12 protein-coding genes are annotated in these 13,527 nt (G+C 57.0%); 3 read left to right on the top strand and 9 right to left on the bottom strand.

From position 1 onward, the window contains the following. The first annotated feature begins 42 nt into the window (after positions 1-42). The 3 genes from HFP54_RS17795 (at position 43) to HFP54_RS17785 (ending at position 3,206) form a co-directional block, all read left to right on the top strand. Positions 43-1,557: a nucleoside hydrolase-like domain-containing protein gene (locus tag HFP54_RS17795; RefSeq protein WP_168566190.1), complete on the top strand. Its 1,515-nt coding sequence runs from the start codon at positions 43-45 to the stop codon at positions 1,555-1,557. 170 nt (positions 1,558-1,727) lie between these two features. After that, the gene (locus HFP54_RS17790; RefSeq protein ID WP_146414533.1) at positions 1,728-2,165 is read left to right on the top strand and encodes a Dps family protein; all 438 of its coding nucleotides are present in this window, start codon (positions 1,728-1,730) and stop codon (positions 2,163-2,165) included. Between the two features lie 261 nt (positions 2,166-2,426). Continuing rightward, on the top strand, positions 2,427-3,206 hold the full coding sequence (locus HFP54_RS17785) for a sulfotransferase family 2 domain-containing protein (protein WP_168566189.1): 780 nt from the start codon (positions 2,427-2,429) through the stop codon (positions 3,204-3,206). A gap of 182 nt (positions 3,207-3,388) precedes the next feature. On the opposite strand, the gene HFP54_RS17780 is transcribed toward HFP54_RS17785, so the two are convergent. The 9 genes from HFP54_RS17780 to HFP54_RS17740 form a co-directional block, all read right to left on the bottom strand. Continuing rightward, the gene (locus HFP54_RS17780) at positions 3,389-4,060 is read right to left on the bottom strand and encodes a 3-keto-disaccharide hydrolase (RefSeq protein WP_168566188.1); all 672 of its coding nucleotides are present in this window, start codon (positions 4,058-4,060) and stop codon (positions 3,389-3,391) included. 250 nt (positions 4,061-4,310) lie between these two features. Then, a complete protein-coding gene (locus tag HFP54_RS17775; RefSeq protein WP_145296516.1) occupies positions 4,311-4,673 on the bottom strand; it encodes a cytochrome C oxidase subunit IV family protein in 363 nt (120 codons plus the stop codon). A 66-nt stretch (positions 4,674-4,739) separates the two neighbouring features. Beyond that, the gene (locus tag HFP54_RS17770; protein WP_146414541.1) at positions 4,740-5,963 is read right to left on the bottom strand and encodes a cytochrome c oxidase subunit 3; all 1,224 of its coding nucleotides are present in this window, start codon (positions 5,961-5,963) and stop codon (positions 4,740-4,742) included. Positions 5,964-6,156: 193 nt separating this feature from the next. Beyond that, the gene (locus HFP54_RS17765; RefSeq protein WP_145296511.1) at positions 6,157-7,917 is read right to left on the bottom strand and encodes a cytochrome c oxidase subunit I; all 1,761 of its coding nucleotides are present in this window, start codon (positions 7,915-7,917) and stop codon (positions 6,157-6,159) included. 71 nt (positions 7,918-7,988) lie between these two features. Then, positions 7,989-9,059, bottom strand: a complete 1,071-nt coding sequence (locus HFP54_RS17760) for a cytochrome c oxidase subunit II (protein ID WP_146414542.1) — start codon at positions 9,057-9,059, stop codon at positions 7,989-7,991. 114 nt (positions 9,060-9,173) lie between these two features. Further along, complete coding sequence (locus tag HFP54_RS17755; RefSeq protein ID WP_315853926.1) at positions 9,174-10,181, bottom strand: SCO family protein; 1,008 nt, start codon at positions 10,179-10,181, stop codon at positions 9,174-9,176. A 19-nt stretch (positions 10,182-10,200) separates the two neighbouring features. After that, complete coding sequence (locus HFP54_RS17750) at positions 10,201-10,518, bottom strand: hypothetical protein (protein WP_146414543.1); 318 nt, start codon at positions 10,516-10,518, stop codon at positions 10,201-10,203. 113 nt (positions 10,519-10,631) lie between these two features. Continuing rightward, complete coding sequence (locus HFP54_RS17745; RefSeq protein ID WP_168566187.1) at positions 10,632-11,891, bottom strand: hypothetical protein; 1,260 nt, start codon at positions 11,889-11,891, stop codon at positions 10,632-10,634. 121 nt (positions 11,892-12,012) lie between these two features. Continuing rightward, complete coding sequence (locus HFP54_RS17740) at positions 12,013-13,524, bottom strand: quinol:electron acceptor oxidoreductase subunit ActD (protein ID WP_168566186.1); 1,512 nt, start codon at positions 13,522-13,524, stop codon at positions 12,013-12,015. Positions 13,525-13,527: the final 3 nt, after the last annotated feature.

The raw sequence follows: 13,527 nt of genomic DNA, 5'->3' as shown, positions 1-13,527 counted from the left end.
CGCAGGCACCGCGTTGCTTCAGTTCCTTCAAAGAATTCGATCATGAGAATGATCTGCGCTGCGTTGTTGTTGATATCTTATCTGGGCGAACCTTCGTCCGCTGCCGAAACCACCACCGCCGGACGCGCCCGGATGCTAGTCCTGGCCGACATGGGCAACGAACCGGACGAAGAACAGCAGATCGTCCATTTGATGGCCTGCTGCAACGAGTTCGACGTGGAGGGTTTGATCGCCGTCACCGGGAAGTACCTGCATCCGGGTTCCCCGACGGCCTATCGCCAAAGACTTCACCCCGAACTGTTCCACCAGATCATCGACGCGTACGAAAAGGCGCTTCCCAACCTGAAGAAGCATGCCGACGGATGGGCAGATCCTGATCATCTGCGGTCGGTCGTCGCATCGGGTCAGACCGGCTATGGAATCGAAGACACGGGCCCCGGCAAATCGACCGCCGGTTCAAAGCGGATCATTGACGCGGTGACCAAGGACGACCGGAGACCACTTTGGGTGGTCGTCAATGCGGGATCCAACACCCTGGCCCAAGCATTGATCGACTTTCGGGCCAGTCACACCGCCGCAGAAGTCGCGGATTTCGTATCGCGATTGCGAGTCTTTGAAAATGGAGCCCAGGACAACTCCGGTGCATGGATCTGTGCCGAGTTTCCCGACATCCACTGGATCCGCAGCAACTATCAAACCTATGCCTATGGCGGTCCGGGCGGCGATGGCAAGAAAGACAATCGCGGGTCACGCCAATCGCTGGGACCTCACATCTGGAAACCCTACGAATACTCGGGTCTGGGGCAACACCACTGGGCGCTCGATCACATCAAATCAGACAACGGGCCGCTGGGTGTCGCTTGGCCACTGCGTCAGTTTGCCGGCGGCCGCCTCTCCTTCCTCGAAGGCGGTGGAACGGTGCCGTGGTTGGGCTTGGTTAACAAAGGACTCTTTTCCGTCGATCACGTGAATTGGGGCGGCTGGTCGGGACGGTTTGAACCCGAAAAGGCATCCAACTATTGGTCCAAACACCGCAGCGTACGAGACGACGAACAAACCGGTCGTCCCTTCAAGGTCTATGCCGAAGCGGAGGATCACTGGATGGATCCGGAAACCGGTGAAGATTTCAGCGGAATCTTTGCACCCGTGTGGAGGTTCCGTCGGGCGACGTGGAACGATTTTGCCGCACGATTGGACTGGTGTGTTCGTTCCTACGACCAAGCCAACCATCATCCTGTCGCCGCAGTTGGCGATGACGCCGGCGACACCATTGTGTTTCGCGGCGGTACGGCGGGACAACAACTATCGCTTGACGCCACAATGTCCACCGATCCCGACGGAGATCCGCTGCAGTTTCGCTGGTGGTTCTATCCCGAAGCGGGATCCTACGCGGGCGAATTGCCTGCGATCCGCGACGACGAAACAGCAACGCCAAGCTTCGATGTTCCGCAAGACGCCAACGGCCACACCATTCACTTGGTTCTTGAAATCACCGACACGGGCCGACCATATCCGCTGACCGACTATCGACGCATCGTCATTCAGGTCGGCACCTAGGACGAATTAAACCGTGACCGGCCCTTTGCTCGCCCGTCCGCGTCAACATGCCGCAGCGGTTGAATGATTCAAAGCGACATTGCCATGATGAGTGAAATCGAATCGGAACGTCGACAATACGTCTATCCGATTCATCGATATGTATGCCGTTGTCGCCAAGAGAATTTCTGATGAGTGAAAAACTGGTTGAATCGCTTCGCCGCGTGGTCGCCGACACCTACGCGGTGATGGGACAAACGCATCTGTGCCACTGGAACGTTCGCGGACGTTCGTTTTTTGGGCTGCACAATGCGTTCGAAGAACAATACACCGAGATGTTCGAAGCGGTTGATGAAATCGCCGAACGTATCCGTTCGATCGGGGCATTGGCCCCCGGCGGTTTGGCCAACCTTGCAAAGCTGGCAGCCATCGATGAAGTGGCCGAAGATGCGTCCGCCGATGACATGGTTCGCCACTTGATCAAATGCTACGACAAACTGCTGACCGATTTAAAAGCCGCACGCGATGTCGCCGGCGACGCGGACGACTCCGAATCGGAAGACTTGATGATCGCTCGCATCCAAGTGCACGAAAAAACGGTTTGGATGTTGAAGAGCTATCTGGAGTAATTCCGTCGAGCGATCAATGGTTTGACTACAAAGCTAGGAATCGCTCCACCACCGCTCTGCCCAACGAATGATGCCGACGTCGCCCACGGGATGCTCCCGCAGTGACGCCGGCATCTTTCGCTTTCCGAAACAGGGTGTCCACTGACCAAGTCATACCAGTGGCTACCCCGATGAAGTTTGCGCAGCCGTATCGGATGCACAGGCGATCGACTGGATCGCCGGGACCTTTCTGATCAGTGAACGCGCTTTTACGATAGGCGCATGACTCCATCGCAGTTTCGCCAAGCATCGTTCCTACGCCATCGCTATCGATTGCCAAGATTCCTGCCGCTCGGCTGGTCGCTTCGTGTTCGGGAACGGACTGGAATCGCATCGGTTTATCACCCGCGGTCCGTCGCAAAGAAAGTGATCTTCATTCACGTCCCCAAAGCGGCGGGATCAAGTATTGGGCGACTGGTTTTCGGAACCGACATCATCGGTCACTACCCGTATTTCGTGTACCAACGTTACGACCCACTGCGATTCGAGAACTACTACAAGTTTTCGCTCGTCCGATCGCCGTTGACTCGCCTGTTTTCCGCCTACCGATATGTGCTATCCGGTGGCAAAGGTCGCGCCGATGCAAAATGCGGCGATGTTATTCGGGCCGCGTCTGGATCGTTCGAAGACTTCGTTTGCAACGTTCTTGACCAAGCCTTTGCCTATCGCTGGGTGCACTTCGTCCCACAAAGCTTTTTCTTGTGCACCGACGCGGACAAGTTGATGGTGGACGATGTCGTGAAAGTTGAATCGCTTCCCGACGGCTTTGAACCGATCGGCAAGCGACTTGGGATTTCGGCGTCGTTGCATGGATTCAATCGGCAAGACACCACACCAATCCCCGAACTGGGTGCACATGCCCTGGCAAAGGTTCACTCGATCTACCGACGCGACTATCGAAATTTTGGCTATCCCCAAGAACGGGCAACCGGCACATCGAACGGGACAGGGAACAGCCCCGGATTGTCGAATCCATCAAGCCACGGCAGCGCAGCTTCATAGTCGCTGTCTTGAAGCGTTCGCGCCAGCATAGCGTCACAGGCTTCATCGAAGCCCATCCACACAAAGCTTCGTCATATCAAAAAATGCCGGCGCCGATGCCCGATTGAATCTGGCGGCGGCGCCGGCATCAAAGCCGACAAACAGATATCTGATCAACAAAGGATCAAGATCAAGCGGAAACGTCAATCCAATTTGCGGACGCGAATGTTCCGATAGGCCACTTCGTCGCCGTGGTCTTGCAATGCGATGTGGCCGCTGGTCGCTTCACCAAAGCCTTCGAATTTCGAGAACTTGCTTTTTGCGACGCGCTGATCCCAGTCATCGCTGCCTTTGACATATTCGAAGTACTTCACGCCGTTAACGTAGTGAGCGCACTTTTCGGGCGTGATCAAAATCCGAAGCTGGTTCCATTGTCCGGCCGGTTTCGTGGCATCAACGTCGGCTTTGTACAACTGGTACAACCACCCGGCTTTTTGCGGATCATGGCCTGCGGTGTTGTCTTGCACCTGAATCTCCGGCCCACTTTGCCACGGCTTCGGGTTGTCTTCGGTGACATGAAACATCACGCCGCTATTGCCTTCGGGTGAGATCTTGTACTCCAGTTCCAACTCAAATGCGCCAAACTTTTCCTTGGTGATGATGTCACCGGCACCTTTTTCGGCACGCACCAAAGCGCCATCCTGAATCTTCCATCCCGATGAGATCGTGTCGGACTGGTAATTCCGAAACGCGTCGGTGTTGGCCCCATCGAACAGCACGGTCCAGCCGGATTTCGTTGCGGTTGATTCGCCAAACGCGGTGGTGAAAGAACAGACGGCCAAAGCAAACAAGCAAGTCAAACGCACAACGGGCATGATGGGTTCCAAACGTTACAGGTGGGAGAAAGGTGCAGGAAGGATGGATCGGTGGAAGGCGTCGCGGATTTCGACCAGACGAATCGATCGGACGTGTCCACGAAAAAACGTCACTCTGCATTTCGCAAAGTGACGCTTCGTATTGTACTCAAGTGCTGGCCGGTCGATCGACAACGGCCCGCAGAACCGGCGGACTAGGCGACACCTGCGACGATTCAGAAACCTCCGATCGTTCGGCGCGGCCCGACAATCACATCGATGCTTCGGCGACGACCGGTTCGTCGATCTTTGGTTCGAAAGAATCCGACGTCAACTGACTATCGCTGAGCGTGAAAATCACAAACAGTCCGACAAAAACAAACGAGCCGACGAACACGATGATGTTAAAGGGTTTGTCGAATGCTAGGTGCATGAAGAACAACGCGACCAAGATCGCTTTGATCGTCGCGATGGCCATCACGACCGCCACATCCAGACTGCCCAGATCGAAGCTGGCCTGTGCCACGGTGACGATGGTCAAAAACACCAACGCAAAGAAAACACCGAAAAGCAGTGGCAGCGGGATCGGGTGCGCAAAATCGGTTCCGTCGTCGCTGTGTCCGTGACCTGACATGATGAAGTCGCTTAGTGAAATCGAACGTCAAAAAGAAATGAGAGACCGGTGTTTTTGACCTGCGGATTAGCGGATCAAGTACAGCAACGGGAACAGGTAAATCCAAATCAAGTCGACCAAGTGCCAATACAGTCCGACGTAATCCACCGGGCCAAAGTATTGACGATTGAAGTCCTGGCGAATCGAACGCACCAGCAACCAAACCAAAACACCGATCCCCGCCAAGATGTGAATCGCGTGGATGCCAGTCATACAGTAATAGATGCTGAAGAAGACTCCGGCGGTCCGAGGCGTGAACACGTTCTGTGTCGCCTTCTCGATCGTACCGTCCACTTCGTCAACGTCGCTGACCACGGAACTGCCGGCAACTTCGTACTGTCGACGTCGGGCGTCCAGTTGGTTTTGAAGCCCGGTGTTGGATTCGTCGGCCGCCAGGGTTTCCAGAGCAACCAGATCGCCCGAATCTTCCATTGCGGCAACGGCCGAATCCACATCGGCATCATGATCCGCCACTGCGTGGTCCGCGTGGTCGCCATCACCATGTTCCGCGTGGGCATCCCCGTCGCCGTGATCACCGGCGGCGGCGTGGTGTTCGGCAGATTCGCCGCTTTCCAAGATCGTTCCCAGCCCGACGCCGGCGAAGAAGCTGAGGCAGACGACCAACAGCGGCTTGGCACATTCAAACTGGAACGTGTTCTTCTTCAAAAACGAAACGACCAACCAGATGGCCACGCCGATCGTGATCGCGATGAACGGAATGCACAGCCACAACAAATAGTTGGGGTGACCGCCGGGATGAGGGTTGGCCGGGTCGTAAGTGAACAGACCGGCCGGGTTCAGACCCATGCCCCACTTGTGCGAGTACTCGATCGACTTCACGCCCAAGAAAACCATCGCACAGGACAGCGTCGTGGCCAGCAGGGCGGTCAGCTTCTTGTACTCTTCCGTTTGGGCACATCGAACGGCCCACGCCATGGTCAGCGAACTGAACAGCAGGACGCCCGTGTTGATCGCGCCCAGCTTGGTGTTCAGGAACTGGCTGCAGCCTTCAAAGACCTCCGGCCGCAACATCCGAAAGATCGCATAGGCACAGAACATCCCGCTGAAAAACAGGACTTCCGTGACCAAAAACAGCCACATGCCCAACTTTCCACTGTCGAACTGCTGCTCGGGCGTGTCGAAGTGGTGAGCCAGGAACGACGGGTGATCGTGATCATGCCCGTGGGTCGAATCGGACGACGCGGACGCTGAAGCACCGGTCTCCGTCGTTTGAACATCAGTGGTTGACATGCCTTTTCGCGTCGATGGTCGTCGACATTTGTAGGATGCGGTCGTCTTGATCCGCAGCGATGATCGAAAGTTATAGCCAATGCAAGTGTTTTCGCACGACCGGTCAAGCCGGCTACGAAGCGGACCACAACAACCACGGACGGATCGCTGCGGCCCATGTTTAAGACGCGGATAGGACCGCGTCGATCAATGATCAGTTCTGACCACCCGCGTGGGCCGGTGATTCTTCCGGTACGGTCTGCGGAACGATCTCTCGCTCCGGCTCGGCCGTCACGTAACGTTCGTTTTCGGCGTCCCAGAAAATGTCGTGGAAATCATAGGGGTCCCCCACGACGGGAGCACGTTCAAAGTTGTAGTACGGCGGCGGGCTGGTGCACGCGAACTCCAACGTCGCGGCTCCCCAGGGGTTCGCCGGCGATCGCTTGCCGTTGACCAGCGATGCGATCAGCACCACCAATGCGATCAACAATCCGATACCCAAGATCAACGCGCCAATGGTGCTCATCTGGTGCAGGTACGCGAATTCCGGATCGTACGTTGCATAACGACGTGGCATCCCGCGGCTTCCGAGCACGAACTGAGGAAGGAACGTCAGGTTGAAACCGATGAAGACGATCGCCGCGGACAAACGTCCGCCCCATTCGTTGTACAAGCGTCCGAACATCTTGGGCCACCAGTGGAACACACCGCCCAGGAAGGCGATCAGTGTTCCGCCGACCATCACGTAGTGGAAGTGTGCGACGACGAAGTAGGTATCGTGCAGGTGCAAGTCTGTCGCCAGCGTTCCAAGGAACAATCCGGTCAGACCACCGATCGTGAACAGGAAGATGAACGAAAGGGCGTAGCACATTGGCGTCGTCAGGCTGATCGAGCCCTTGTACATCGTCGCCAGCCAGTTGAAGACCTTGATGGCCGAGGGGACCGAAACGGTAAAGGTCAACGCACTGAAAATGATCGTGGTCAGCGAGCTCATGCCGGCCGTGAACATGTGGTGCCCCCAGACCAAGAAGCCCAGCAAGGCGATCGCGATCGACGAATAAGCGATGAAGCGATAGCCGAAGATGTGCTTGTGGCTGTGAACGCTGATCAATTCACTGATCACGCCGAAGGCCGGCAAGATCATGATGTAAACGGCGGGGTGGCTGTAGAACCAAAAGAAGTGTTGATAGGTGACCGGGTCGCCGTTGAATTCCGGATCAAAGATCCCGATTTGCATGACGCGTTCGGCGATCAGCAACAACAGCGTGATCCCCAGAACCGGCGTCGCCAGGACCTGGATGATGCTGGTCGCGTAGGTGGCCCACAGGAACAACGGCATTTTGAACCAAGTCATTCCCGGCGGACGCATCGTGTTGATGGTCACGATGAAGTTCAACCCGGTGAAGATCGAACTGAATCCAAGAATGAAAGCCCCCAACGTCGCCAGGATGACGCTGCTGTCGGTGGTCGTGCTGTACGGGGTATAGAACGTCCAACCGGTATCCAAACCGCTGGAAAGCAAAGCGCCGATGAAGAACAGGGCGCCAAACATCCATAGGTAAAAGCTGCTGAGGTTCAGCCGCGGGAACGCGACGTCCTTGGCCCCCAACATCACCGGAACTAGAAAGTTTCCCAGGGCAGCTGGAATACTGGGGATGATGAACAAGAACACCATGATCGCCCCGTGCAGGGTGAACACCTGGTTGTAGATCGTGTTCTTGTCGACGGACGATCCCAACCAGTTGTCGGTGAACAGCCATCCTTCGGGGCTGAACAGGTGCAAGCGAATTCCCAGGGCCAGCAAACCGCCGATCAAAAACGCGGTGACGGTACCAATCAGGTACATCACGCCGATCCGTTTGTGATCCAACGTGCAGAACCAGCTGAGGAACCCTTTGCTGTTGGTCAGATAGTTTTCACGCTCGGTCGGGAATCCCGGATCGCGAACGTTACTGGGCAGGGTGCCGGCAGACATACTTCAGCGGACCTCGATAAACGGTTTAAACAAATACGATGAATGGTTATCGGGCGGGGTAACGATTTTCGTCACTCAGCCAGGGTTTTCAGATAAGCGATGATCGAATCGATATCGTCGTCACTCAGTTGGCCTTTGTAGCTGGGCATCACAGGGTTGTAGCCTGCGACCACCTTCGCCTTGGGTTCCAGGATCGATTCACGGATGTAGTTCGGGTCAACCGTCACACTGGATCCGTCGGCCAACGCGTGCGTGGAACCGGCCAAATCCTTGAACGACGGACCGACACGCTTGCTGCCGTCGATGGAGTGACAGCTGGCACAACCGCGTTGGTTGTAGAGCGTCTTTCCCCAAGCTTCGGGTGCCACATCGTCAGGACGCGATGCCTTTTCTTTGATCCAGGCGTCCAGTTCTTCTTGGGTTTCGTGAACGACCACGACCGTCTGCATTTCGCTGTGACTTTTGCCACAGTATTCCGCACAGTAAAGATCGAAGAAGCGATAACCGTCGGGCGTGAATTGATACTCGTCGTAGTCCCAAGCGTCGGTACCGGTTGCCTTCTTGGCCTTGGCCAGTTCCTCGTCGGACACCTTTTCGCTGGCGACGGTCGGCTTGAACCACATGTAGTTGTATCGCCCCGGCACGATGTCCTTCTTGGCTCGGAAGGCCGGGATAAACAGGCTGTGGATCACGTCGCTGCTGCGCATCGACAGCTTGGTGGGCTCATCCAACAACAGGTGCAGTTCGGGGTGGTAGGTCCCGCCGCCGTAATCCATCGTCCAGCCCCATTTGTAGGCCTCGACGCCGATCTCGTACGATCCTTCGGGCGGAGTCCGCATGTCCAGGTAGCTGATCGCACCGACGACGAACATGTAGACCAACAGGAATGACGGACCGATCGACCACAACAATTCCAAAGGCGTGTGGTGCGAAGTCTGGCTTTCGGCCGGTTCGCCCTTCTTCTTGTGGTACTTGATCGCAAACCAAACCAAGGCGATCACGATGCCGACGAAGAAAACGAGGCTGATGTAAAGAATCGTGTCATAGACCCAGTCCACACCTTCGGCAAACGACGACGCTTGCTCGGGGAACCAGAGGCTTTTGTTGACATCAGCCAGCGGCAGTTGATTGTGGTCCAACATTTCTTTTCGGAATGGGGTTGGTTGCGTGGCGGTGCGACAAATTGAACCGCGTTGCTATCGTGCGACGATCACGTCTGACGCCAAATAATTCAATGGTCCGGCGGGGCTTGTGCGTCAATTTGCCGCGTCGGAGTCGGAATCGGAATCGGGTTGCGAACCGTGGGGAACGCTGGATGCATTCGCCGGGTCACCGGCGGGGCGGCGACGTCGTCCCACCCAAAACGGCAACAGGGCCGTCACCAACGCGCCGACGGTCACAAAACCGCCCAGCCGCATCAGTTTCCAAGCTTGCGGGACATAACTGTTCTTGTTCGGGTCGTAGCTGTAACACCACAGCACGAACTGGTCGACGGCCGATCCGACCTTGCCTTGGCCCGCTTCGACGATCGACAGCTTCAACTGGTCGACCGGAAAACCGACGTCCAGCGAATAACGGACGATGACGCCATCGGGGCTGACATAAGCCAACATGGCCGGGTGGTAGTATTCACCGGATTGCTCGTCGTAGACGTAACTGAACCCAAGGGCATCGGCCAATTTGGTGATCTGTTCCTGCTGGGCGGTACAGAACCGCCATCCTTCGGCGGCACCGCTTTGACGGGGCACCTCCTGCAGATAACGGTCTTTGGTCTGCGCGACCTTTTCGGTTGGTTCGGTCGGATCAATGCTGAGCGAGAGGAGCCGAAAGTCTTTGCCGATCTTCAATTCCAGTTCGTCAAGCGACTGAACCAAAGCATTCAACTGGACGTTGCACAGCATCGGACAGTCGCTGTAATTCAGCGTGATCAACAGCGGGATTTCACCATCCAACAGGTCGCCGGTCGAGAGGGACTTTCCTGACGAGTCCGTCATCACGACGTCGGCGGGGATGTTTTCACCCAGCTTTTGCGTCACGGTGACCGAACGAACCTCGCGAGGAATCGAGTTGTTCAGCGACACCCCTTCGCCGCTTTGCAGCGGTTGGGCGGACGCGGTCCCAACGAACATGACCACCCCCAGCAACACGATCATCGCGGCCCAGGCCGCGATGAAGCCCGGCCGGGCGCACGAAACCTGTCGTGCGCGTCGCCCCGGCGTGTCGCCGAGATTGCCGATTCGTTGTTGGGGAAGCTTTACAGTCACGTCAGTGTCAGCGGGTTGTTCAGATTTCGTTGTTTGAATCGTCGTCGTGGGATTCCGAATGGCTTTCGGCCGCCACCAGTTCCATCGCCTTTTCGATCGGGATGGTCACGTTGGCGTTGCTGGGGTCCACGCCGTACTGGGCCAGTTCCGTTTCCTGGCTCATCAGGAACTCGTTTTGTCGACGGTAATCGCTTTCGGCCTGCTTCTTGGCGTCGTTGTAGGAAGCCATCGCATAAAACGCGACTTGGACCGCCAGTGCAGTAACCGCAGTCACGACCACGGAGATCACCCCGACCAGGGCAATTCGTCCGCCGTTGAGGTCATCGTATTGTGCCATCGGTTTCAGTGCCTTTGCAAAATTTCTTGATCGCGAATCGCGTCGTTTTCATTCGTCCCCCGAGGAGCTCTGCACGCCGGTGGGCAGCACTTCCGGGGGGGATTGGTAGCCGATCAGATGTTGTGGAAAGCCAAGGATTCTTGCAGCCGCGGATCGCGGACGGCAATCAAACGGGTGTTGCCGGCGACCTTCAACATCAGGCCGACCATCAACATGACCATGCCCAGCACGCACACCAGACTGGCCAGCACGCCCACCGCACCGCCGACGCCAAGACCTTCGTGGGCGTGATCGGCTTCGGGAATCACCACCCAATAGATGTCAATGAAGTGCATCACCAAAATGTACGCCGCGATGATGGCGACCAACGCCGGCCGGCGACGAACATGACGGCTCATGATCGCCAGGAACGGAACCGCCCAGTGGGCGACAATCAAGATCGCGCTGATCGACAGGAATGGCCCCTGTGATCGCTCGTAGAACCAATGCGTTTCTTCCGGAATGTTCCCGTACCAGATCAACATGTACTGGCTGAACGAGATGTATCCCCAGAAGCAAATGAATCCGAAGATCAGTTTGCCCAGGTCGTGATAGTGTTCCTTGGTCACCTCGTCACGCAGGGCACCCTGACGCTGCAACAGGTAGGTGAACAACGCGATCGCGCAGTGTGCTGACAAGATCCCGCCGGTGAAAATGTAAACACCGAACATCGTGGAGAACCACATCGGTGCCAGGCTCATCAACCAATCGAAGGCGGCGAACGAGGTCACAAAGGCGAATGCGATGATCGCCGGCCCGGCGGCACCCTGCATCGATTCGGTCAGCGTGCGTTCGCCGGTTTCATCTTGCGTTCGGCTGCGGCGGAAATACCAGACGGCCAATCCCCCCCAGATCGCGAAATAAAGCACCGTGCGAACGATGAACCAACCGGGCGTCAGCCACCGTGATTTTTCACCCCATACCGTGGTGTCGATCCCGGTCGCGGCGGCATAGCCCGGGTCGTCCCACTTGTACAACACGCCTTCGCCGGTGAACGAAACCAGAATGGGTATGAACAACACCGCCAACGGGATGATCATGACCATCATCAATTCAGCGACACGCCGGACGACCACGCTCCAGCCCGCTTTGCACAAGTGCTGAATCAGCACGAAGAACAACGCGCCGATGGCGATCGTCAACACGTACATCACCGACGTCAGGTAGACCGACATGCCGAACGTGGGATTGACGCCAAAGTGGCCCAAGGCCGCACCGGCGATCAACGCCAACACACCGGCGATGATCAGCGGAAAAGTCAGGCCCTGTAACAACGACGGCAGTTGAAAAGCCGGGTCGTCGGCGGGTTTGGATTGGATCGCGTGATCGGACATCGGAACCGCAGGATGCTTGTTTGAACGAACGGGTTGGAACGAACGGGACGTCGGTTATTTCAGGCGAGCGTCGGGGGCCGATGCCACATGCGGCGGCAACGGAAACCGACACCACGAATCACTATTCTTCGGTGTTTTCGGCTTCGGCGGACTCGGCTTCCTTGGCGGCAGCCTCTTCCGCCTGCTCGGCTTCTTCCGCCGCCGCTTTGGCGGCCGCTTCTTCTTGGCGTTGACGCTCGGCCTCCGCGGCCTCCTTCAACTGTTGCTTCACGTCGGCCACTTCTTGCTCGATCGTGCCGCGGTCAGCCGACGGAACTTCGTCCAGCGAAGCGTTCTGACTCTTCTGCAACGCCCGGACATAAGCCACGATCGCCCAGCGGTCTTCCGGTTCGATCTGTGACGCGTATCCGGCCATCTTACGGACGCCATTGGTGATCGTGCTGAACAGTTTTCCGTCGGGATACTGGTCTTGGTACAGCGTCGGATCGTGCATGTTCGACGGCGGTACCCAGGCCGTGGCCAGAATGCGTTGGGCACGCTGGTTGACCAATCCGTTGCCGCGACCATCCAGACCGTGACAGGTGGCACAGTAGATTCCGAATTGGGTTTGGCCACGCTGCAGCACGTCCATGTCGACGTCTAGCGGGTTGTACTTCAGCCAAGGCGTCTTGTCCGTCTGGGCGGCGGCGTCACCGGAATCTGCCGATTCGTCGTCACCACCTTCCTGACCCGAAGCGTCATCGCCCTGGGCGTAAGCGGCCACCAACCGCTGTGCGCGTGGGGCATCGGTCATCGACAGTTCTTCCATGTCGATGCCGGTCAGGTAATCCAGATTGCCGTCAAACGCACCACGCGCGACGGTTCCGGGAACGTCGGGACGCATCGCACGCAAATCGGCGAACAGCGTTGACGTTTGCTGTGCGTCTTTGGCGGGCGACAAGTCCATGTCCATGAAGATGTGGAAACGAGGCTTGTCGCTGGTCGTCACCCGCATCTTGGCCACGATCAACGCCGGAATCATCGACAGGGCGATGACCGAAACGATCGCGGTCAACAAGAAACGCGGAATCTTTGTCGGCGTGTCATCATCGACAACCGCGGTGATCTGTTCGCCCCCGGCGTCACCAAGCAACCGTTCGACACCGGCCTGATCGAACTGAGGATCTTTGGCGTCGATGTACAAGAAAAACGTATCGTCGGTCGCCCGATCAAAACGCGGGTTGGTGAAAATCGGATTGCTGAAACGCGGCAACCCGTTAAGCGCCCACATTCCGAAGAACGTCCCGAAGGAAGCCAACAGAATCGTCAATTCAAAGGCGACCGGGATGAAGGCCGGCAGACTGATGAACGGCTTGCCCGAAATGATGTATTGGTAATCGATGCCGTTCATCCAGATCTGCATCGCCAAAGCGATCATCGTTCCGGTTGCACCCGCACCGAGCGCGATCCACGGCAACACGGTCGGCTTGATGCCCAACGCGTCATCGATCCCGTGAACCGGAAAGGGCGTGAAGGCATCGGTCCGCTTGTAACCCGCGTCGCGGATCCGGCGGCACGCAGCCATCAACGAATCAACATCCGTGTATTCGGCGACGACGCCGTGAACTTTCTTGTCTTTGGTTTGCTCAGTCATCGT

It is taken from the genome of Crateriforma spongiae (assembly GCF_012290005.1).
Lineage (GTDB): Bacteria > Planctomycetota > Planctomycetia > Pirellulales > Pirellulaceae > Crateriforma > Crateriforma spongiae.
Note: the sequence above shows the minus strand (reverse complement) of the source record. Positions and strands in the feature narration are given on the sequence as shown.

What these genes read in the sequence shown, in the direction of transcription:
- HFP54_RS17790 (WP_146414533.1), top strand. Translation starts at nt 1,728, where the DNA reads ATGAGTGAAAAACTGGTTGAATCGCTTCGCCGCGTGGTCGCCGACACC.
- HFP54_RS17775 (WP_145296516.1), bottom strand. Translation starts at nt 4,673, where the DNA reads ATGTCAGGTCACGGACACAGCGACGACGGAACCGATTTTGCGCACCCG.
- HFP54_RS17750 (WP_146414543.1), bottom strand. Translation starts at nt 10,518, where the DNA reads ATGGCACAATACGATGACCTCAACGGCGGACGAATTGCCCTGGTCGGG.
- HFP54_RS17780 (WP_168566188.1), bottom strand. Translation starts at nt 4,060, where the DNA reads ATGCCCGTTGTGCGTTTGACTTGCTTGTTTGCTTTGGCCGTCTGTTCT.
- HFP54_RS17770 (WP_146414541.1), bottom strand. Translation starts at nt 5,963, where the DNA reads ATGTCAACCACTGATGTTCAAACGACGGAGACCGGTGCTTCAGCGTCC.
- HFP54_RS17795 (WP_168566190.1), top strand. Translation starts at nt 43, where the DNA reads ATGAGAATGATCTGCGCTGCGTTGTTGTTGATATCTTATCTGGGCGAA.
- HFP54_RS17740 (WP_168566186.1), bottom strand. Translation starts at nt 13,524, where the DNA reads ATGACTGAGCAAACCAAAGACAAGAAAGTTCACGGCGTCGTCGCCGAA.
- HFP54_RS17745 (WP_168566187.1), bottom strand. Translation starts at nt 11,891, where the DNA reads ATGTCCGATCACGCGATCCAATCCAAACCCGCCGACGACCCGGCTTTT.
- HFP54_RS17785 (WP_168566189.1), top strand. Translation starts at nt 2,427, where the DNA reads ATGACTCCATCGCAGTTTCGCCAAGCATCGTTCCTACGCCATCGCTAT.
- HFP54_RS17760 (WP_146414542.1), bottom strand. Translation starts at nt 9,059, where the DNA reads ATGTTGGACCACAATCAACTGCCGCTGGCTGATGTCAACAAAAGCCTC.
- HFP54_RS17765 (WP_145296511.1), bottom strand. Translation starts at nt 7,917, where the DNA reads ATGTCTGCCGGCACCCTGCCCAGTAACGTTCGCGATCCGGGATTCCCG.